General features: G+C 46.6%; 18 protein-coding genes and 1 tRNA gene. 7 read left to right on the top strand and 12 right to left on the bottom strand.

Annotated features, from left to right (window positions below; genetic code table 11):
- Positions 1 to 50: 50 nt before the first annotated feature.
- The 6 genes from LFX17_RS02000 to LFX17_RS01975 form a co-directional block, all read right to left on the bottom strand.
- On the bottom strand, positions 51 to 1,418 hold the full coding sequence (locus LFX17_RS02000; protein WP_238744738.1) for an Lcl C-terminal domain-containing protein: 1,368 nt from the start codon (positions 1,416 to 1,418) through the stop codon (positions 51 to 53).
- A gap of 145 nt (positions 1,419 to 1,563) precedes the next feature.
- Complete coding sequence (locus LFX17_RS01995) at positions 1,564 to 2,070, bottom strand: TlpA family protein disulfide reductase (protein WP_238728639.1); 507 nt, start codon at positions 2,068 to 2,070, stop codon at positions 1,564 to 1,566.
- 192 nt (positions 2,071 to 2,262) lie between these two features.
- The gene (locus tag LFX17_RS01990; RefSeq protein ID WP_238744736.1) at positions 2,263 to 3,162 is read right to left on the bottom strand and encodes a decaprenyl-phosphate phosphoribosyltransferase; all 900 of its coding nucleotides are present in this window, start codon (positions 3,160 to 3,162) and stop codon (positions 2,263 to 2,265) included.
- A 147-nt stretch (positions 3,163 to 3,309) separates the two neighbouring features.
- Positions 3,310 to 4,080 carry an ethanolamine ammonia-lyase subunit EutC gene (eutC, locus tag LFX17_RS01985; protein WP_238744734.1) on the bottom strand — a complete coding sequence of 257 codons (771 nt, stop codon included), beginning with the start codon at positions 4,078 to 4,080 and terminating at the stop codon, positions 3,310 to 3,312.
- 3 nt (positions 4,081 to 4,083) lie between these two features.
- Entirely contained in the window at positions 4,084 to 5,472 is a 1,389-nt protein-coding gene (locus LFX17_RS01980; protein ID WP_238744732.1) for an ethanolamine ammonia-lyase subunit EutB, read from the bottom strand.
- A gap of 137 nt (positions 5,473 to 5,609) precedes the next feature.
- The gene (locus LFX17_RS01975) at positions 5,610 to 7,229 is read right to left on the bottom strand and encodes a TrkH family potassium uptake protein (RefSeq protein ID WP_238728635.1); all 1,620 of its coding nucleotides are present in this window, start codon (positions 7,227 to 7,229) and stop codon (positions 5,610 to 5,612) included.
- Positions 7,230 to 7,427: 198 nt separating this feature from the next.
- Here LFX17_RS01975 and fusA point away from each other — a divergent pair, with 198 nt between their 5' ends.
- From fusA to prmC, 7 genes are all read left to right on the top strand, one after another.
- Positions 7,428 to 9,548: an elongation factor G gene (fusA, locus tag LFX17_RS01970; protein ID WP_118954598.1), complete on the top strand. Its 2,121-nt coding sequence runs from the start codon at positions 7,428 to 7,430 to the stop codon at positions 9,546 to 9,548.
- Positions 9,549 to 9,659: 111 nt separating this feature from the next.
- The gene (locus LFX17_RS01965) at positions 9,660 to 10,322 is read left to right on the top strand and encodes an LIC_10271 family cell wall hydrolase (protein ID WP_238744731.1); all 663 of its coding nucleotides are present in this window, start codon (positions 9,660 to 9,662) and stop codon (positions 10,320 to 10,322) included.
- Positions 10,323 to 10,340: 18 nt separating this feature from the next.
- Positions 10,341 to 11,591, top strand: a complete 1,251-nt coding sequence (locus tag LFX17_RS01960) for an amidohydrolase family protein (RefSeq protein WP_238728633.1) — start codon at positions 10,341 to 10,343, stop codon at positions 11,589 to 11,591.
- Positions 11,592 to 11,600: 9 nt separating this feature from the next.
- Positions 11,601 to 12,656 (top strand): tetratricopeptide repeat protein, encoded by a 1,056-nt coding sequence (locus tag LFX17_RS01955; protein ID WP_238728632.1) that lies wholly within the window; start codon positions 11,601 to 11,603, stop codon positions 12,654 to 12,656.
- Complete coding sequence (locus LFX17_RS01950; RefSeq protein WP_118954144.1) at positions 12,656 to 13,321, top strand: Crp/Fnr family transcriptional regulator; 666 nt, start codon at positions 12,656 to 12,658, stop codon at positions 13,319 to 13,321. The genes LFX17_RS01955 and LFX17_RS01950 overlap by 1 nt, the downstream gene beginning before the upstream one ends.
- Positions 13,322 to 13,323: 2 nt before the next feature.
- A tRNA-Arg gene (locus tag LFX17_RS01945) sits at positions 13,324 to 13,397 on the top strand.
- A gap of 57 nt (positions 13,398 to 13,454) precedes the next feature.
- On the top strand, positions 13,455 to 14,318 hold the full coding sequence (prmC, locus tag LFX17_RS01940) for a peptide chain release factor N(5)-glutamine methyltransferase (RefSeq protein WP_238744730.1): 864 nt from the start codon (positions 13,455 to 13,457) through the stop codon (positions 14,316 to 14,318).
- A 344-nt stretch (positions 14,319 to 14,662) separates the two neighbouring features.
- Here prmC and LFX17_RS01935 read toward each other — a convergent pair whose 3' ends face one another.
- The 6 genes from LFX17_RS01935 to glmS form a co-directional block, all read right to left on the bottom strand.
- On the bottom strand, positions 14,663 to 15,007 hold the full coding sequence (locus tag LFX17_RS01935; protein ID WP_002619748.1) for a P-II family nitrogen regulator: 345 nt from the start codon (positions 15,005 to 15,007) through the stop codon (positions 14,663 to 14,665).
- 35 nt (positions 15,008 to 15,042) lie between these two features.
- On the bottom strand, positions 15,043 to 16,335 hold the full coding sequence (locus LFX17_RS01930) for an ammonium transporter (protein ID WP_238728630.1): 1,293 nt from the start codon (positions 16,333 to 16,335) through the stop codon (positions 15,043 to 15,045).
- A gap of 281 nt (positions 16,336 to 16,616) precedes the next feature.
- Positions 16,617 to 17,549, bottom strand: coding sequence for an LA_0442/LA_0875 N-terminal domain-containing protein (locus LFX17_RS01925; protein WP_238744729.1), 933 nt, complete (start codon positions 17,547 to 17,549; stop codon positions 16,617 to 16,619).
- A 63-nt stretch (positions 17,550 to 17,612) separates the two neighbouring features.
- Positions 17,613 to 19,223 carry a carboxyl transferase domain-containing protein gene (locus tag LFX17_RS01920; RefSeq protein ID WP_238728628.1) on the bottom strand — a complete coding sequence of 537 codons (1,611 nt, stop codon included), beginning with the start codon at positions 19,221 to 19,223 and terminating at the stop codon, positions 17,613 to 17,615.
- 16 nt (positions 19,224 to 19,239) lie between these two features.
- Entirely contained in the window at positions 19,240 to 20,286 is a 1,047-nt protein-coding gene (locus LFX17_RS01915) for a GlmU family protein (RefSeq protein ID WP_238744728.1), read from the bottom strand.
- A gap of 3 nt (positions 20,287 to 20,289) precedes the next feature.
- Positions 20,290 to 22,122 carry a glutamine--fructose-6-phosphate transaminase (isomerizing) gene (glmS, locus tag LFX17_RS01910; protein WP_238728626.1) on the bottom strand — a complete coding sequence of 611 codons (1,833 nt, stop codon included), beginning with the start codon at positions 22,120 to 22,122 and terminating at the stop codon, positions 20,290 to 20,292.
- Position 22,123 lies beyond the last annotated feature (1 nt).

Genomic DNA, 22,123 nt, shown 5'->3' with positions numbered 1-22,123 from the left:
TTTATCGGTTTGGGAAGAATCGATTCTGAATCGAGATCCTTTCGAAAAACTCAAGGCCCGGTCGAAACACAACGCACATACGCGGCCGAAGGTTTCGTAAGATTCATCACGTTGTTTGCGGCTCCGAATTGAATCACCCACGCATCGGCCGGGTTCGTATAACTCGTAGAAGTCCAGTAGTTCGCGGCCTGAGTGTTCGGAAAATAGGTCGTACTGATCGAAGGACTTACCGCGCTCAAATCCAAGATGCTTCTCAATTCGTTAACGGAAGGAAGTCTCCAACGTCTTCCACCCTGCGTGGAAGAATTACACGCGGTCAAAGCGTTCGACCAAGTCAACGAAGTCGCGATTCCCGTATTGCAGGCGGAACCGGAATGACCCACCGTACATTGCATCCAAATCAATCCGGTGTTAATGTCTGTGATCGTAGAATCTCCGTTATTCTTAAACGACAAAGAAGGCAAGGCGCTTCCCGATACGCAACGCGCGTCGTTCGTATTTCCCTGAATCGTCAATCCTACGATTCCATCTGTGAAAGAAACATATACGCTTTGGGTTCCCGGTGCGTTCGGATCCCGATCAGAACTCCAATGTCCCACACCGTTTGCGTTCGGGAAGAAGGAAGCGTAAGTCGCGGGGCTTGCCCCGCTGTAGTTCAACATGGTCGCATATTCCCGCAAAGATGCAAGTCTCCAGTCGGTTCGATTTCCATACCCGGGAGTATTCAACGCGGTACAAGCGGTCAGCGACGCAGCCCAGCTCAAGTTGTTCGGCGCACCCGTACACGTGGACCCGGTTTGCCCTTCTTCGCAGCTTTTCCAAATCAAACCCGAAAGATTGTCCGTAGTTGTATAATCCGTCCCAGTTACGTTCGTCGGTCCGGTTAAACTCGAAGTCGATCCGTTTTGCAGTTCTCCGTCTTGTCCGGTTCCGCTGCAGGAAATCGCAGCTCCCGATCCGTCCCAACAAGAAGTCTGACCTGTTTTTAAAGGAGGAGGCCCGTACAAAATCAATTCCAAAGAATACGTAATGCTTCCCGCGGAATTCGCGGCTTTGATTTGATACACGGAATCGACTCCCGCATAACCGATGTAAGATCCCGAAATTCCTCCTCCGATCGGATCCAAAAAAACGCCCGTAGGCAACGCAGGAGAAACGGAATAACTCAATCCGTTTCCAACCGCGGTCGGACTCAAACTGATCGGACTTCCGTTCGCAAACGCGGCAGCCGGATAACTCAGAGAAGTCGGAGCGGGTCCGCAGAAAGGATACAAACCGCCCGAACCGGAACTTAAAAAAGCCGATTCTAAATAGGCCTTGGAATTCGGATCACAGATGTTTTCTTCGAGTTTGGGTTTGCAGTTCGCAAGAAGGAAAACGGAAGTGATAAAGTATAAAAGTGAGAATCGAAAAGACATTTTTGTTCGCATGAAACGGCAGTTCCCGGGATGAAAGTCCACAGTATCAATGGATGTAAAAAAAACCGATTTTACAATCATTATCGGAAGAATTGAATCCAGAATTTGGAAAAATATTTCCAAAATGAAAACGGAAACTTTCCGTTCAAAAAAAGAAATACGCGATCCAGATTCTCAGGAAAAAACTCAACGGGTTCATCATACCCGTATCGGCAAAACGGATCACACCGGAACGATCCAAAACGACGAACGACGGATAGGCGTTCACCTTCCATTCTTTCAATAATTGAGGATTGGCGGGAACGACCTTGAAGTTCACTTCGCGTTCGCGGACATACCGTTCGAGTTCGGCGCGATTTTCCCCCTCTTCCAAACTCACAAAGGAGAATCTCGAACTTTGTTCGAGACGATCCGCATACCATCGGACCAAAGGAAGATTGGTCGAACAGACTCCGCACCAAGTCGCCCAGAAATAGGCGACCGTCACCTTTTGTCCGGAATCGTATTTGCCTCCGCCGTACAGATCCGTTCCGTTGAGCGAAACACCCGGTTTTAAATCGGAAGCTTTGAAAATCGATAACGCTATGGTTATCGTTAAGAACAGCAAAATCCAAAAAGCGGCGGTTCCGCTCTTTTTCAAAAATTCTTTCATCGGTATTGAATTCGTTTCCCGGCTGGGATCGTTACGTTCGATCGCGGATTTCCTACAAAGGTTTCGTTCAAAAAGTTTGGGGAATCGTTTTTTCGTTGAACGAATATCCCACCGAGAACCAGACCTATCAAATGAAAAACAACGTTTCGAGAATCGGCCGCAATGAACGCGCTATCGGAAAAAACTTTCAGATCAAAGATCGAAACGAATTCCCTTTCCGAAACCGGAATACATGATCGCGATGACTAACGCGACCCAGATCAGACCTGCAAACAAAACTCCCCAATCGGAAAGAATCGCCTTTGTCGGGTTATGCCCCATGTTCTTGATGTAAATGATGTACAACGAACGAAAGATCGCATATACTACGATAGGAATGGTGTAAATCATCTGATCGGTTCCGAGGTTTGCGATGGTGGTCGGACTCGTAACGTATAAAACGTAACTCATCAAAGTCATCGTCGCGACGATTCCGAGCATCATGTCCAAAAATCCGGTCGAATATTCGTCCAGAATTTTCCGATGACCTTTTGCGTTTCCTTCGAGTATGATCAATTCTCCCCTTCGTTTGGAAAATCCCCAGAAAAGAGCGAGCATGAACGTACACAAAAGAAGCCAGGAAGAAAACGAAACGTGGATGATCACGGAACCCGCGATCGCGCGGATCACGAAACCGATGCTGATGCTCATCACGTCCAAGATCACCATGTGTTTTAAGAACTTGCTGTAAAGAACGTTGAACACGAGATAAAACGCGACGAGACCGAAAAAGACCGGATGCAATAAATACGCGAGGATCAAGGATAAGGGAAGAATGATCGCCGTGATAAAAAGTGCGAACGAAGGATCCAATTTTCCGGAAGCGAGAGGTCTGTGTTTTTTTTCGGGATGGAGCGCGTCTTCCTTACGATCCAGATAATCGTTCACCACATACTGACAACTTGCGACTAAGGAAAAAAGAAAAAAAGCCGCGACCACACGCTGCACGGATTCCGGATCGGTCAGCTTCTTTGCAAAGATAATGCCCGCAAAAATGATTACGTTTTTGATCCACTGATGGATTCGGAGCAATTTCAAATACTGGAAGAGCATACCCGGTTACATTCCTTGGAATCCCTCAATTCAGCAAGGAAAAACCGGACATGGAAACGGTAAAACGGATCTGAGATTCTTGAACGAGGATCGATGAATTCAGAAATCAAGATAGAATCTTTCTTTCGAAATCGTTTCAGACCAATTTTACGAATCGATCTTTTTCGTTTCCGAAATCGGAAGCGCTTCTTCGTCTTTAAGTTGAACGCCGGAGATTTGTTTTTGAAGGGACAAGGCAAGAAGATACGCCGCTTTTCTTGAAGCGTCCGCAAAGGACATTCCTCCGGGACGAATGTTGGAAATGCAGTTTCTTCGTTCGTCGGTCAGACCGCTCGTAGGTTGATACGTTAGATATAAACCGAGACTGTTTTCGGTCGATAACCCCGGACGTTCACCGATCAGAATGACGGCCGCCTTTGCGTTCCAAAATTCTCCGATCTCGTCTCCGATCGCCACTCTTCCGTTTTTTACGATCGTAACCGGACTTATCTTGAGTTTCAGGGTTTGTAATGCGGGAAGAAACGTTTCCAAAAAAGGAAGTAAAGAATCTCGAATCGCGCTCGCGGAAAGCCCGTCCGAAATCACCAAACTCAGGTCAAATTCTCCCCCAAACTTGGAATCGCTTTCCTTCAGAGCTTCCAAAGTTTTATAACCTTGCGAAGAAACTTTTTTTCCGAGGTCGGGACGAGCGAGATATTCTTCCCGCGAGTCGGCTTTGGATTTGATATCGACATACGGCAAACCGTACGCCGATAAAAAATCGAATAGATTGGCAAAGTCCACTTCGGCCCAGACCGCGTCTCTTGCGCGCGCGTGATCCAAACGAAATCTTAGAATTTCTTTCGTAGGAAGTGAAACTCCCGAACGGCCCAAGCCGACTCTTGCGGAGGTCCATCGTTTCCATTCTTCCCAATTCATACGTCAACCCGCCAACGTTTCCAAATCGGATAAAAGTCCGGTCTGTAATTTTTCATCCATAGGAATCAGATTGGAATCCAAGATTCCTTTTTTCAAAAGCCATTCTTCGAACTCGGGAGCGGGTTTTAAACCGAGAACTTGTCTGAGATACAACGCGTCGTGAAAGGAAGTGCTTTGATAAGAGAGCATAACGTCGTCCGCTCCGGGAACCCCCATGATGTAATTGCATCCCGCGACTCCCAAAAGAGTGAGTAACGTATCCATGTCGTCCCCGTCCGCTTCGGCGTGATTCGTATAACAAACGTCGACCCCCATCGGAAGTCCCAAAAGTTTTCCACAGAAGTGATCTTCCATTCCCGCTCTGAGAATTTGTTTTCCATTGTATAGATATTCGGGTCCGATAAAACCTACGACCGTGTTTACGAGCAAAGGGGAGAATTCTCGAGCGACCGCATACGCTCTCGCTTCCAACGTTTGTTGATCGACTCCCCAATGTGCGTCCGCGGAAAGTCCGGCGCCTTGACCGGTTTCGAAATACATCACATTATCTCCGACCGTTCCGCGTTTGAGGGAAAGCGCCGCTTCTCTCGCTTCGCTTAACAATTGGAGATTGATCCCGAAACTTTCGTTGAGCTTTTGACTTCCTCCCACCGATTGAAAAACGAGATCCACCGGTGCGCCTCTGCGGATCAATTCGAGAGTGGTGGTAACGTGACTGAGAACGCAACTCTGCGTCGGGATTTCGTATTTTTGAATGAGCGCGTCCAGTAGATTCAGCAAAGAATGAACCGATGGAAGATTGTCCGTCGCCGGATTGATTCCGATCACCGCGTCCCCGCTTCCTAAAAGAAGTCCGTCTAAAATTCCCGCAGAAATTCCTTTCAAATCGTCGGTGGGATGATTGGGTTGGAGTCTTGCGGAAATTCGCCCCGGAAGACCGATCGTATTTCGAAATTTCGTAACGACCCTGCACTTTTTAGAGATCGCAACGAGATCCTGGATCGAACAAAGTTTGGAAACGGCCGCCGCCATTTCGGGAATGATGCCGAAGACTAAACTTTTCAAAACCTCCGAGTCGGTCTTTTCGCTTAACAAAAATTCGCGGAATTCTCCCACGCTCATCGAAGAGATCTTGGAAAACGAATTCCGATCGTGACGATCCAGGATCAGGCGCGTTACTTCGTCTTCTTCGTATGGGATCAAAGGTTCTTCCAGAAATACGGACAAAGGAAGATCGGCGAGAATCATCTGTGCCGCGACCCGTTCTTCGTAACTCGCGGCTGCGATCCCCGCGAGAATATCCCCCGAGCGTAGAGGACTCGCCTTTGCGAGAAGATTCTTCAGATCTCCGAATTGATAATGGCGATTTTGAATCCTGGTTCTGTATTCCACGGACCAGAGATTCCGTTTTTTTTAAGGAACTGCAACTAGAATTTTTTAAGATAAAGAATGGAAAACGCGGATCGAATCGAAGGGAAACGCGTATATATTCCGAAACGATGAGAACGATCGAACATCAAAAACGGCCTTTAACCGACTTGAATTTTCAAACCGTCGTCTTTGCTTCCGAGATCTCCGAGACCCGAGTGGCCGGTAAACGCGATCAAAAGAGTGAACGTCCCCACTCTTCCCATAAACATCAGCGCGATATAAAGAAACTTCTCGAGATCGTTCGTATAGGGAGTCATCCCCAAACTCAAACCGACGGTTCCGAACGCGGACATGACTTCGAAAAAGATCGTTTCGATTCCGTGTTTGTTTCCGTTGGCGAGAGTGATGATGAACATAAAGACAACGAGAGACAACGTAGCAAGAAAGTAGATCCGAGTGGAAATCGCAACCGAGTTTTTGGATACGTCTTCTCCCCAGGCCTGAACCCGCGCCTGCGGGCTAATTACATTTTTCAAATATAAGATTAATATAAAGAAGGTCGTGATCTTGATCCCGCCCGCGGCTCCTTGCGGACCGCCACCGATAAACATCAAAGAACAAAGCAATACGTATGTCGCGCTTCGGATCTCGGTGATGTCGAACGTATTGAATCCGGCGGTTCGAGAGGAAACGGACAGAAAGAACGAATTGAACAGCTTCTCCGTAAAACCCATCTTACCGATCGTCTCGACGTTGTTATATTCTATCAAAAGAATCGAAATTCCTCCGATATGAATCAAGATCAAAGAACCCAAAACGATGATCGCCATCTGCATCCGGTTCGCGTCGCCGAACAATTCCTTACGATACACTTCCAAACGCTCTTCCAATCGAACCGAAGTCGCGATGACAAAGATATACCATCCGGGAGGATCTTCTCCGAGAAGAACCGTTCTCCGCATCATAAACGTTTCGGTAACGGCTTCCACCTTTCCCATAAACTTTTGCACGATTTCGAGGAGCGACTTCTCGATAAAGATGATCACGGGAAATCCGATCCCGCCCATCACGATCAAAAACTGAACGATCAAAAGACAAAGAGGATCTTTCGCCAAAAAACTCAAATCGTCCACGATGGAAAATCCAGCGTTGTTAAACGCCGAGATCGAAGTAAAAATACTTAAAAACAATTTGCCGGGAGTTCCCGGAAGTTTGTCCGTTTCCGGCATACAAAAATACAGAAGAGTCGCGCCCACCGCTTCGATCGAAAGAGAAATGTTAAACAAAGAAATCAGCATTCTTCGAACATACGAAGCTTCGGCTTCGATTTTTGTTTTTCCCGGTGCGACGACGCCCGAAGAAGGAGGAGACTTCTTCTCCCTCAATCTTTTTGCAAGGTGAGCGTCCGTTGCTTCGTACACGAAGGAAGCAAGACGAGTGCTTCGCGACAAACCGCGCACGACCAACACGCCGATCAACACCGTAAACGTGATAATTCCCAAACCTCCGATCTGAATCAGAAACATCATGATCAGCTGAGTGGATCTTTGGAGTTCGGAAAGAAGAACGGGCGAAAGCCCCGTAACACAAATCGAGGATGTCGCAAGATACAAAGAATTCGTATAAGTCAGTTTTCCGGATTCGGAAATGTAAATTCCGAATGAACCGATTAAAATCGCCGCAGCAAAACCCAAACAAAGGGTTCTGGCCACCGACAGCAAAAGGAAGGCTTTCGCAATTCGGTTTACGTTTCTTTTAATCAGTTTTAACGGATGCATGGCGGAGAATGCAAAAGCTCATGATTTTTCCAAATCCTTTCGGGGCAAATGAAAAACGGTTCTTAAACGGTCTGACTCATCGATTTGAGTTTACAAAACCGCTCTTTTTTGGATTATGGTAAATTGAGGGACTTTCTCCAAATCGTCCCTTACCGGTATTTCACCGGGGCATTTGCAATCTTTTATAAGAGGATGGCCATGAGCACTGCTGTAGCCGAATTCAAACCGAGCGAAAAACTTCTGAAAACCAGAAACATCGGGATTTCCGCCCACATCGATTCTGGAAAAACGACCCTTACCGAAAGAATTCTGTTTTATACAAACCGAATTCACGCCATCCACGAAGTTCGTGGAAAGGACGGAGTCGGTGCGAAGATGGACAGCATGGACCTCGAAAGAGAAAGAGGGATCACCATCCAGTCCGCCGCGACCTATTGCCAGTGGAAAGATCATACGATCAACATCATCGACACTCCGGGTCACGTTGACTTTACCGTCGAGGTAGAGCGTTCCCTCCGCGTATTGGATTCCGCGATCCTCGTCCTTTGCGGCGTTGCGGGCGTTCAATCACAGTCGATCACCGTTGATCGTCAGATGAGACGTTACAACGTTCCTCGCGTAGCATTCATCAACAAACTCGATAGAACCGGCGCAAATCCTTTCCGCGTCATCGAACAACTTAAAGAAAAGCTGAAACACAACGCGGTTCCGGTTCAAATTCCTATCGGTTTGGAAAACGACCTGAAAGGGATCGTAGACCTCGTTAAAATGAAAGCTTACTACTTCGAAGGTAAGGACGGAATGGACATCCAGGAAAAAGAAATTCCGGATGATCTCAAAGAACTCGCGCAAAAGAAACACGAAGAACTTTTGGATGCGGCTTCTATGTTCTCCGACGAATTGACCGAAGCCCTTCTCGAAGGAACTCCAACCGAAGAGATGATCAAAAAAGCGATTCGTACCGGAACGATCGAACTCAAACTTACCCCCGTTTTTATGGGTTCCGCTTTCAAAAACAAAGGAGTTCAAAAACTTCTGGACGGAGTTTTGGATTATCTCGCAAGCCCTGTGGACGTAAAGAACAAGGCTCTCGACCAAAACAACAACGAAGAAATGATCGTTCTCGAATCGAACTACGAGAAACCCCTGGTTTGCCTCGCGTTCAAACTGGAAGATGGTCGTTACGGTCAGCTCACCTATGTGCGCGTATACCAAGGAAAACTTTCCAAAGGTATGACCATCTACAACATGTCGAATAATAAGAAGCACAACGTTGGCCGACTCTGTCGGATGCACTCCGACGAGATGGAAGATATCGACTACGCGGAAGCGGGCGATATCATTGCTCTTTTCGGAATCGATTGCGCTTCCGGGGATACGTTCACCGACGGAAAACTCAAAGTTTCCATGGAATCCATGTTCGTTCCGGCTCCGGTGATTTCTCTTACCATCGAAGCAAAAGAATCGAAACACTTAAACAACCTTGCGAAAGCGTTGAACCGTTTTACCAAGGAAGATCCTACGTTCCAAACCCACGTAGATCCGGAATCCGGACAAACCATCATCAAAGGGATGGGAGAACTTCACCTCGAAGTTTATATCGAGCGTATGAAACGCGAATACGGAGTGGAACTGATCACGGGAGCGCCTCAGGTTGCGTATCGTGAAACGATCACTTCCAAAGCGGATTTCGATTATACCCACAAAAAGCAGACCGGTGGTCAAGGTCAGTTCGGTCGTGTTGCGGGTTATATGGAACCGATCCCGCTCGAAGAAACGCTGGATTACGATTTCGTAAACAAAGTCGTGGGTGGTGCGATCCCGAGAGAATACATCCAGTCCGTGGACAAAGGATTTAAGAGCTGCTTGGAGCGCGGGTCCCTCATCGGGTTCCCGATCATCGGTGTTCGCTGCGTGATCAACGACGGTGCTTACCATGATGTCGACTCTTCGGATATGGCGTTCCAAATCGCGGGTCGTTATGCGTTCCGTCAGGGATTCAACAAAGCCAATCCTCAGATTCTTGAGCCGATCATGAAAGTGGAAGTCGACGGACCTTCCGAGTTCCAAGGAGCAATCCTCGGATCTCTGAACCAAAGACGCGGCATGATCTTGAATACGACCGAAGAGGATGCTTACTGTAAAACGGAAGCCGAAGTTCCTCTCGCGGACATGTTCGGATATTCTACCGTATTGCGTTCCTCAACTCAAGGAAAGGCGGAATTCTCCATGGAATTTTCCAGATACGCTCCGGTTCCAAGAAACGTAGCGGAAGAGTTGATGAAAAAATACAAGGTCAACAACAAAGACGAAGATTGATTCTCGAAAGAAATTCTTTCTTCGAAAAAGGGAGCCGAAAAGGCTCCTTTTTTTTGTCCGCGCGGATTCCGAGACGGGTTTCCCTCCGAAAAATTGCCGATATTAAAAAGGATGAACCGCGTCTTTTTAAAAATCGGAATTCTTTTGCTTTTTCCGATCTTTTCCCGGATCTTTGCGGCCGGATCGCAGAATCTTTCCTTTTACACCGTCGAAAAGGGGGATACTTACTATTCTCTGGGAAAAAAATTCAAAGTCGATTATCATAAGATTATGGAATGGAACGGAAAGAAACAGACTGACCATCTTATTCCCGGTGAAAAGCTGCGGGTTCAAAAGTCGCAACGGGAAAATGACAAACCTTCTCCGATTTCCAAATCGATTCGGCCCTTGCCTGAGGAATCTTTCGATTCTTCCCGACCTCCTCTTCACTTTCCGTTAAAAAGCCGTGCGCCCGTGCAGACTCCGTTCAACAAACTTACGTTCGCTCCGCACAAAGGCGTTTTATTCAAAGCGTCGCGGCACAACGAGGTTCGACCGGCTACTTCCGGCAGGGTTTTGGTCGTGGACGAGATGGATGGATATAAGAAATACGTAATATTAGAGCATAAAAACGGTTATTCGAGCGTTTATGCGAATCTCAAAAGCGTATCCGTTTCCGAAGGAGACACAGTAGATTCCTCCAAAATTCTGGGCGCGCTTGAATCGGGCAAAGGACTTTACTTTCAACTGAACCGCGGAAGCGTTCCGGTCGACCCGGGTCTGCAAATTCGATAAGAAGAATATTAGAAAACTATGGAATTCGAAATCGTCAACGCCTGCATCGTAACCAAGGACCAATGGATTCCGAACGGAAGCATCGTCGTAAAAGACGGAATCATTTCCTCCGTAAACGCGGGCGGACCTCCTCCGGGTAAAAGAATCCGATTGAACCTCAACGGTCTTTATGTTTATCCGGGATTCATCAACGCGCACGATCATCTTCTCAGTACGTATCTTCCGAAAGTCGCGCCGAGCAAACCTTACTTGAATTGGCTTCCCTGGGACAACGATCTCAAATCGTCGATCGTGTTTTCCGAAAGGCAGCAGCTCGATCCCGAACAGCTCTATCTTCTGGGTTCTTATAAGAACTTGATCTCGGGCGTAACCTCGGTTCAGGATCACATTCCGCATTTTGTACAGGATCCGTTCGTTCCGACGATGCCCGTGAGAATTCTCGACAAATACGCCCTATCCCACAGCATCTGTAGCTATTCTTTGAATTGGGGGGAAGGTCCCAAGGAAGAATATGCAAAAGCTCTAAAGCAGAACATTCCGTATATCACACGGATCGCGGAGGGATTCGATTCCGAATCGAGGGATTCTTTAAAGGTTCTGAACAAACTCGGTTGTCTCGGAGAACATACGGTATTGATTCACGGAGTCGTATTATCCGAATCGGACATTTCTTTGATCGCTGAAAAAAAGGCGCATCTGGTTTGGTGTCCCGAAGCGAATCTGTTTTTATACGAAAGAACGACGGATATACGCGATCTGCTGAAACACAAAGTCAACGTTTCTCTCGGAACGGATTCCAGCATCTGCGGTTCGCTCAATCTTTTGGAGGAAATCCGCGCCGCGAGAAAATTTTATCAAAGTGAATACGGGGAAGACCTTTCTCCGAAAGCGCTTTTTGAAATGGTAACGTCTAATCCTGCAAAAGCATTTCGAATCGAAAAACAACTCGGAAGTATAGAAGAGGGAAAAATCGCGGATTTGGTCGTATTAACGAGAAACTCGGAAGATCCGTATTCCAATCTCTGCCAATCCGATTTGAACAGCATACGCCTCGTTCTCCGAGACGGAGTTCCCGTTTACGGAGACGTTAGTTTGGAATCTTTTTTTGAAGAATCCGGCGCGGCGGTGGAAAGAATCCGCATCGATAATGCCGATAAATATTTAGTTGCATCTCCCGGAAAACTCCTGGAGTCCCTTGTCATCTCCCTTGGCTACAAAAAGGATTTGGCATTTTTCCCCGCACAGAAAGAATTTGATAACTTTGAGTAGGTAATCCATTTGGCCGGTCCGATCATCAGAAATTATAAAGGCGGATCCATCATATATTTTGAGAAGGATAAAGCCGAGGATATTTACGTCCTAAGAAACGGTCGCGTCATTCTTACGTTTCCTGCCGTCGACACCGGTCAAGAAGTCAAAGAAGACGTTCGGATCGGAGAATTCTTCGGAGTCAAATCGGCGCTCGGTAAATACCCCAGAGAAGAAACCGCTCAAGTAATCGGAAGTGCGACCGTCCTCGTTTTTAAACCGAACGAGTTCGAACAATTCGTTGCCGAAAAAACACATCTCATTCTCAAGATGATGAAAGTTTTTTCCAGCCAGCTCAGACAGGTTCACAAAAAGCTCAAAGAGATTTTGGGCCAATCCGACACGCGCAATCCGGCGTTCGAGTTGATGAACGTCGCGGAAGTCTTTTACAAAAACAACAATCTCCCTCACGCAGTCTATGCGTTTGAAAAATATCTGCAGCATTACCCCGGAACCGCATATACGGGACGCGCGACGGAACTTCTCGAACTCGCGAGAAGAGGAAGTCCTTTCCCTCTGAACATGCCTCCATTGGTCTACGAAGGAAGCACGAGCAGAGTCACGCCCGAAACTTTACAAAACATCATGAAACCCGCCGTTGAAAAATCGACGATCACGGCCGGTGTGGACAACTCGATTACTTCGCTTTACAATCGCGCTCACACGCTCGTGAACGTGGGTAAACACAGCGAAGCGATGGTGATCTATAAGGATCTTCTCAACAGAACCGATTTCAAATTCGATTCGGAAAAGAAGCTGGTGGAGAATTCTCTCTTTCAACTCGGAGTTTGTCTGTTGAAACAGAACGATCTCGACAACGCGAATTCTTCCTTTTCGACTTATATCAAAAAATATCCATCGGGAGAATCGATCAAAGAATCGCTCTTTCATCTCGCCGAAATCTCCGAACTGCAAGGGGATCGCCAGAGAGCGAGAATGCTTTACGGTAAGGTCGCGCTTCTGCCGCCCGAAAAGGATAGCATCTCCCAAAAATCCAGACTGAAAGCCAAGGAGATGAGTACCTGATGGATATGATGCTCGAATCCATGTTTTCGAAATTCGGCCAGACCTACGAACCGAATCAGATCATCTTCTGTGAAAACGAACCTGGAAATAATTTTTATCTGATTCAATCCGGAAAGGTGAAGATCGTTAAGACCGTTCCGAACCCGACTAAAAAAGAAGACTATCTCATCAAGACCTTGGACATTCTCGAACAAGGGGATATCTTCGGCGAAATGGCGATCTTAGAAGAGCAACCCCGTTCCGCGACCGCGATCGCAATTTCGGAAGTGAAGGTTTTGAACTTCAATCGCGCGAACTTCGAACTCCTGATGACCAAGAATCCGATGCTTGCGTTGAAAATTCTCACCATCTTTTCGGTGAGAATCAACGATGCCAAACGAAGACTTCTCATTCTTTTAATGGACGACATTCAGGGAAAGGTCGCGGACGTATTCCTGATGTTATACGAAAAGATGCACGCGCACAGCGATTTTAAAGAGATTGTTCTCAACGTTTCGCAACACGACGTCGCGGAATGGTGCGCACAACCCGTGGGAGAAGTTCAAAAAGTTCTCAACACCCTTTCCAAAAGCGGCAAAATCGAACTCTACGAAGACAAAATTGTTATACACAATATCGCGGACTTTCAGAGAATAGTCGCACAAAAACGGAAACCGAATTCATAAAAGCTCCCGTAGCTCAGGTGGACAGAGCAGAAGTTTCCTAAACTTTTGGTCGGAGGTTCGAATCCTCTCGGGGGCAATGCCCTTCGAATGATAACCTGTACGATTGCGGGAAAAATCGAACCGATTCAAATCCATGCAACATCCAGACTCGATTCTCTCCCTCTTAAAAAAATCGGAAGACTTCTTAAAAAAGAAAGAAATCCAGAGCGCTCGACTCGACGCAGAAATCCTTTTGGCCGATCTCCTCAACTTGCAAAGAGTCAAACTCTACGTAAACTTCGAACGGCTTTTGACGGAAACCGAAAAGAACGCTTACAGAGAAAGAATCGTAGATCGTTCTAAAAACAAGCCGACTGCTTATATCACGGGTCAAAAAGCGTTTTACAATTCCGTCTTTTTCGTGAACGAATCGGTTCTGATTCCGAGACCAGAAACGGAAGAATTGGTCGAGAAAGTGTTGTTCGATTTCAAGGAAAACACGAAGGAACAAACCGTTTTGGATCTTTGCACCGGAAGCGGCTGTATCGGAATCAGCCTAAAGCTTGCCCGTAAGGATTGGAACGTAATCTTAAGCGACGTTTCCAAAGAGGCGCTTGCAACCGCACATAAGAACGCGGAAAAAATTCTGTCCGAAGAAAGCGAATCCATTCAATTTTTGGAAAGTGATTTGTTCGCGTCGATTCCTTCCGAGTTACGATTCGATTTGATCGCGACCAATCCGCCTTACATCCCTTTGACGGATAAGGAAACGATGATGAAGGATGTGATCGACTACGAACCGCATCTTGCGTTGTTCCTGGAAAATCCGAAGGAATTTCTGACCCGATTGATAAACGAAGCCAGTTCTCGCCTGAACGAAGGCGGCAAACTTTATATGGAAACCCTTCCTTCTCTCGCACCGATTCTAGTCGCGGAAGCGATTGCAAACGGGTGGAAAGAAGGAAAGGTGGAAAAAGATCTTTCCGGAAAAGATCGGTTTGTCGTTTTAATGAGATAAATCGGAGACGTTAGACGAATTACAAACATCGTTTTTGATAAAACGTAGGAACTCCTACAAATACCGCTAAAGAAGGTAATTTTCTGCCGAAATCATCTTTCGTTGTAGTTCCTACATTTGTTGACAAAAGCAACAAATGACGCTACCGTCCAACCTTCGTTTTGTAGGAGTTCCTACAACGCTTATATCCTAAAATAAAAAGCCGGGCACAAACCCGGCTTTTTATTTTTCGAAAAGATTCTGCTGAGTAACGCAGGCCGGTCATTTGACCGATCAGCGTGAACTCAGCAGAACGCTCCCTCAACTCAATGACTGCTCCCTATGGGTCGCATTCAGGTCGCGTTCTAAATCGCCGAGCTTCCTCTTTCCCCCGTTCTGATACGGATTACGTCTTCGAGAGGAGTGATGAAAATTTTTCCGTCGCCGATTTTTCCGTCTCCGGTTTTTGCCGCTTTCAAGATCGCGTCAACAGTCGGTTTTACGAACTCGTCGTTTACGGCGATTTCAAGACGAACCTTTCTCAAAAGATTCACTTGATATTCGTGACCACGGAACACTTCGGTCTTTCCTTTTTGTTGTCCGTAACCTTGAACGTCGCTTACGGTAAGTCTGTAAATTTCGTTCTTGGTCAATTCTGCCTTAACCTCTTCCAATTTATGAGGCTGGATGATAGCAACGATTAATTTCATATAATCTCCTTATTAAAATTCTTCAGTAACGTAAATTAAAGGATGTAACCTTTTTCACCGTGGATCTCGGAATCCAGACCGGCGATTTCTTTCTCCTCGGAGATGCGGAATCCGATCGTTTTGTCGATCAGGAACACGAGGATAACGGAAACGATAAAGGAATAAGCTCCGGTTGCGACAACGCTGATTACCTGAACCAAAATCTGATCTCCTTTGCTCGCAACACCCGCGCCGAGAGAAAGTGTGAACACTCCCGTAAGAACGGCGCCTAACGCACCACCTACGCCGTGAATTCCGAAAGCATCCAAGCTGTCATCGTATCCGAGTTTTCCTTTCAGAAGAATCGCACCGTAACAAACAGGGCTAACGAGAAGTCCCATGATGATCGCGCCTTGAACTCCTACGAAACCGGAAGCCGGAGTGATCACAACCAAACCTGCAACGATACCGGAAGCTGCACCGAGAGCGGTCGCTTTTTTGGTGTGAACGTATTCGATCACGAGCCAAGCAACACCGGCCGCAGCTGGAGCGATCAATGTGACTAAGAATGCTCTCGCCGCAATTCCGTTTATAGCAAGACCGGAACCCGCGTTAAAACCGAACCAACCGAACCAGAGTAAACCGGCGCCGATCAAAGTATAAGTAAGATTGTTGGGAGCGATCAAAGCTGGGCCTTCTCCCTTTCTCTTTCCAAGAACGATTGCAGCCGCAAGACCGGCAATCCCTGAAATCAAGTGAACTACCGTTCCACCGGCAAAGTCAAGAGCGCTCATTTTAAACAACCAACCGTCAGCCGCCCAAACCCAGTGTGCGACCGGATCATAAACCAACGTGGACCAAAGAAGAATAAACACGACATACCCGCCGAATTTCACTCTTTCCGCGATCGCTCCGGAAATCAGAGCCGGAGTAATGAGCGCGAACATTCCTTGGAAAAGGAAGTGAACGTATTTTGGAATCGTTAATTCCAGAGTATTTTCGTCGATTCCGTTGAGAAAAGCGAGATCGAAATTACCGAAATAAGGGTTGGTTCCCGAAAATGCGAAGCTGTATCCGAAGATGGTCCATTGAAGAGTCAGAACCAAAATCGCTACGAAGCTGTGCATCATAGTCGAAAGAACGTTTTTAGATCTTACAAGACCGCCGTAGAAAAGAGCGAGTCCGGGAATCATAAAAAACACGAGTGCCGAGGCAACGATCATCCAGGCCGTGTCTCCTTTATCCGCAACGGGAGCGGGAGCCGCCGCAGGAGCAGTCGCTTCTTGTCCAAATAAAACAAATGGAAGAAGCAGAGTGAGCAATAAGAGTAGTCTCTTGGTCCAATTCATAATCATTCTCATCCCAAATCAATTTGCCTACTTTAATGCAAGATTGGTACCAGATGGAGAATTATTTAAGAATTCTCTGAACGAAGCAGAATAACCCGAAAATGAAGGAGATCCTACAATTTATCGAGAAATCGAGGAATTTTCCGTTCAGCCAAGGTCGGAATTACGAAACCAGCAAAGTGCACAGTTTATAAAGTACTTCAATCTGCTCAAAATAAGGGCATATTTTCACTTTTTGCCCTTTCTCTATAGAAGATGCTAATAAAATCAAAAAACTGCTGTTATTCTAAATGAAACCGTAAACCGAGTTTCCAGAAGCTTTCTATAGAAGAGGAAGAATTTGAGAGAAAGTTAGAATCCAATCTTGCCATGGGATTATAATCCAAGATCAAATGAGAAGAGGTGGATTTTGCAAAACGAGGATGAAAGTAATATGCGTCAAAGATATTGGCCGCATAAACCAGAACGGCAAACATCATGGACAACTGCAAATTATGGTAATTCCGATTTACACGATCGCGCTGATCGTCGAAGGGTTTGCTGTAAAGATAAAGAGCGGCCGGATCGGAAAATGAGGGAACTGGGATCAACGTTTCATACGGATTGTTCATGTGATTCAGATCGCGCACCGAGTTTTTATAAATTTGATTCTCGCGATAAACGAGATAAAGAGAACTTACGAACAGAGCGGAATAGATAATTGCGGAAGTTTTTCTTTCGTCGGTCCACTGCCCCCAGCCGGGAAGAACCGAGGATCTCCAAGCGACGCTCCAAGGACTCAAGCCCTTTTGTCGGACCCGAGCCAGTCGCTCTTCTTCCTTCTTTTTCGCTGCGGCGTCTTTGGCCTGTTTATCGAGAAGTTCCTGCTTTTGTTTTTCTTCCTTAGCCTTTTGAGCCAATTCTTCTTCGGCCTTTTTCTTATCTTCCTGCTCTTTCTTTTTCTGTTCTTTCTCTGCTAATTTCGTTTCTTCTTCTTTTTTAATGCGAAGCGCTTCTTCGTTCGTCACGTCTTTATAAACGATCTTGAGAATTCGGATTTTGGAAATGTCTTGGCTTTTGCCGTCTTCCGTCTTAACGGTAACGTTGTATGCAGTCTGCGCGGAAACCTTTCCTTTGATTACGGTTCCATCTTTAAGGATGATGGATTCTCCCGAAAGAAAGGTAGGGAGAAATAAGAGAAGAAAAAAGAAGAGGAAATAACTTTTTACAGACATGTTTCTCTACGAAATACTTTCCATAGAGAAACCAGTCGAACTATAATTTGAAAGCAATTTTTTCTACATTCTAAAAATTCCATATCGAGGATATTCCGGTTTTTTTGAATGATCGGCGTACAGAGCGATACCCAGTATATCCCTTGTTCGAGCTGGATCGATCACTCCATCGTCCCAAAGACGTGCGGAAGAATAGATACAGGAAGATCTGCTTTCATAATCGTCCAAAATCGGCTTACGAAACGAAAACTGTTCCTCGTCAGAAAGTTTTTTACCTTCTTTTTCGAGCTGTTCCATCTTAACCGTCAATAGCACGTTAGCCGCTTGCTCTCCTCCCATTACGGAAATTCTGGAGTTCGGCCACATCCATAGAAATCTCGGATTGAAAGCACGGCCGCACATTCCGTAATTCCCCGCTCCGTAAGAACCGCCGATTACAACGGAATACTTCGGCACGATGGAAGTCGAAACTGCGTTCACCATCTTCGCTCCGTCTTTTGCGATCCCGGAGTTTTCATATTTCTTACCCACCATAAACCCGGTGATGTTCTGCAGAAACAAAAGAGGAATTCCTCTTTGATTGCAAAGCTCGATAAAGTGAGAAGCCTTCAGCGCACTTTCCGAAAACAATACACCGTTGTTCGCGATGATTCCCACCATCTTTCCGTAAATTTTCGCGAAGCCGGTTACAAGAGTGGTTCCATAATACTTTTTGAATTCTTGAAAACGCGATCCGTCCACGATCCTAGCGATGATTTCACGAACGTCGTACGACTTACGAATATCCTTCTGAATGATTCCGTAGATTTCCTCCGAAGGATACAAGGGTTCTTCCCAACTGATCGATCCTTTCTGCGAAGAATTCCCAGCGTGATGCAACGTGGATACGATGTTTCTCGTGATCTCGATCGCGTGTGCGTCGTCTTCCGCGTAATGATCGGTCACACCGGAAATCGTGCTGTGAACCAAAGCCCCGCCCAATTCCTCGGGAGTTACGATTTCTCCGGTTGCGGCTTTTACGAGAGGAGGTCCGCCTAAAAAAATGGTTCCGTTTCCTTTTACGATCACCGACTCGTCGGACATCGCCGGTATGTAAGCGCCGCCCGCGGTGCAACTTCCCATCACGACGGAAATCTGAGGAATTTTGAGCGCGGAAAGATTGGCCTGGTTGTAAAAGATTTTTCCGAAGTGATCCTTATCGGGAAACACTTCGTCCTGCATCGGAAGAAAGGCTCCTCCGGAATCCACAAGATAAATGCAGGGAAGAAAATTCTGAAGCGCGATCTCCTGCGCTCGGATATGTTTTTTTACGGTAAGAGGATAATACGTTCCGCCTTTCACCGTAGCGTCGTTTGCAACGATCACACAATCGACTCCGCAGATTCTTCCGATTCCGGTAAGAATTCCCGCAGAAGGAACGGAGTCCGGATAAACCCCTTCCGCCGCCAAAGGAGAAAATTCCAGGAAAGAAGTTCCGGGATCGATGAGAGAAGCGATTCTTTCCCTTGCAGTGAACTTGCCTCTTCCCTTATGACGTTCGATCGCTTTCGCTCCGCCGCCCATTTCGATCTTTCGAATTAAGCCGCGCAGGGATTCCACCTTTTGTTTCAGATCTTCAAAATTCTCTTTATACTCCGATGAGGACGTACGTATTTTGGATTCTATGATTTCCACAAAACCCTCCGGATTTTTATTTTTTTACTTTTGATTCGTATAGGATGCGGATCAGTTCGGTTTCGGATAACGTGAGTTCTCTGTTTCTTCTCGCCATGATTTTCCGCGCGTCCCTCAGAAATAGATCGAGAATATACGGTTGTCCCGATTCCGCCCAAGTAAACGGAGAAACGTATCCGCCGATTCTGGAAGATACCACGTTCGATCCGAAATCCACGACGGTTCCCGTATTCAACATCACTCCGATCGCGATCTTGCAATAGTCCCCAATGACCGAGCCGAACTTGATGGAACCTGTAATACATTCGTCGTGTTCTTCCCGGATTTTCACAACCCCATAGTTGTTCTTTAAATCGGATGTGGTCGCAAGCGCGCCAATGTTCACCCAACTTCCGAGAATGGAATGTCCTAAGAATCCTTCGTGGTGCTTGTTCGTATAATCTCCGATCAAACAGGTTCCGACCTCTCCGCCGATTCTGCAAGTCGCTCCGATGCTTGTAGCGCCGGTGATTCTCGCGTTGTCGATTTGAGAATGGTGTCCGATATAAACGGGGCCTTCGATAAACGTGAACGAAGTGATCTTCACGTCTTTGTCGACGACGATCGGTCCGTTGGTCGTATCGAAAACGACTCCCGGATAAACGATCGCGGAAGGATGAACGTGAAGGTGTTTGGATTTTCCGACCACGTGAAAGTGGTTCGCTTTTACTTTGAGTTTACGAATCCATTTTTGAACGTCTCGGCTGAGTTCGATATCGGCTTCGATGTTCTTTGCAATGCCGTCGATCAGGTTCCAAGGCAGACAAGATTCCGGCGATAAAACCAGATCGACGTCCTTATCGTCGTACGGAAGAAGTTTCGGATTTCTTTCTAAAAAAGCCTGTTGAAACGTCGCATTCGAATGCGCGTAGAAGATCTTTGCGTCTGGATGAAGTTCCCGTGTTCTTTGAAGAGAATTGAGAATTCCGCTTCGAATCTCGGAAAAGGAGCGAATTCTCGTGAGAGATCGTAAGCCAGCCGGAACCTCTCTTTCGTCGATGAGAATTCTCTGGATCTTAGACATGGCCTACTCTACGGTTACGGACTTGGCGAGGTTTCTCGGCTGATCGGGCGGACAACCTCTCGAAATCGCGGAATAATACGCGAGCAACTGTAAAGGGATCACGTTCAAAATCGGACTTAAGATTTCGGAACATTCCGGAATTTCGAAAGAATAATCCGAAAGGGACTTCGCTTCGTGATCTCCTTCGGTTACGATCGAGATAATGATCCCTTTTCTCGCTTTGATTTCCTGAATGTTGGAAACCATCTTCGTATAAATTTCGGATTTAGGAGCGATACAAACGACGGGAACTTCGTTCGTGATGAGGGCGATCGGTCCGTGTTTGAATTCCCCGCCCGCGTAACCGGATGCGTGAATGTAGGAAATCTCCTTCAACTTCAACGCGCCTTCCATAGCGATCGGATGATTGTAAGTTCTTCCTAAAAAGATAAAATCTTTTGCGGCGGTAAAGTGAGAAGACATCTCTTCGATCTTGCTCGCTTGCGCGAGGATTCGTTCGATCTTTGTAGGAAGCTGACGGATCTCTTCGATCAACGCCTTTTTCTCTTCGTCGCTGATGAGCCACTTGAGGTTGGCCATATAAATGGAGAATAACAGAAGATTTAAAACCTGAGCGGTGAAAGCTTTCGTGCTCGCGACTCCGATTTCCGGTCCCGCATCGGTGCGGATGTAAGAATCGGATTCTCTCGCGATCGTTGAGTTCACGTTATTGACGAGCGAAACAACCTTGATGAACTTCGCTTTCGCTTCGTGAATGGAAGCTAACGTGTCCGCGGTTTCTCCCGATTGGGAAATCCCCATGATGAGAGTATCGCCTTCGACAACCGGATTTCTATAACGGAATTCGGAAGAAGCTTCGGTGTCCGTTTGAATCTTCGCGAAATGTTCAAGATAGTGTTTGCCGATCATTCCCGCGTAATAACTCGTTCCCGCTGCTTGGATGATGATCCGGTTGACTCTGGAAAGAACGTCCTTGTTGAGTTTGATTTCTGGAAAAACGATTTCACCGTTATCTAAGATTCTCTCTTGGATGATCTTACGAAAGATCCCGGCTTGTTCGTGGATTTCCTTGATCATGTAGTGCGGATAACCGCCCTTGTCCAAGTCTTCCCAGCGAAGTTCCTGTTTTTTGAAAACCGGAGTCAGTTCCTTTCCTGAAAAATCGAAAAGTCTGAATTCGTTTTGAGTAAAGTAACCCCATTCTCCGGAGTTCACATAATACACTTCTTCGCAGTTTCTAGTGAGAGGAGAAATATCGGAGGCGAGGAAGTATTCTCCCTTTCCTTTTCCGATCAAAAGAGGAGCGCCGTCTTGCGCAAAATAAACGCGGTCCGGTTCCGTTTCAAACACGGTGGAAACCGCCCACTTTCCGTGGATTTTTCCGAACAATTCCAAGAAAGAATCCTTGTTGGACTTGCCGTTCTTTTTGCTTTCTTCAAGCAAATGAGGAAGAACTTCGGTGTCGGTTAAACTCTGAAATACGTGGCCTTTCTTTTTGAGTTCGTTTTTAAGTTCGAGATAATTTTCAATGATTCCGTTATGCACCACCGCAACGGTGGAATTCGTATCCGTATGAGGGTGAGCGTTGATCTGATTCGGTTCTCCGTGGGTCGCCCAACGGGTATGTCCGATCCCTACGTTACCCGGAGCCGGAAATTCGCGGAGATGCGCTTCCAGATCCTTAATCTTTCCTTTTGCTTTTCTGACGATGATGTCCCCTTGGTCGAGGACGGCGATTCCGGCCGAATCGTAACCCCTGTATTCGAGGCAGATTAGACCGACTACAAGTACCGATTCCGCATTTTTACTACCGGCATAACCGACAATTCCACACATA

The sequence above is a fragment of the Leptospira sanjuanensis genome (assembly GCF_022267375.1).
GTDB classification, from domain to species: domain Bacteria; phylum Spirochaetota; class Leptospiria; order Leptospirales; family Leptospiraceae; genus Leptospira; species Leptospira sanjuanensis.
The sequence above is the reverse complement of the archived record's forward strand: the minus strand, read 5'-3'. Positions and strand labels throughout refer to the sequence as shown.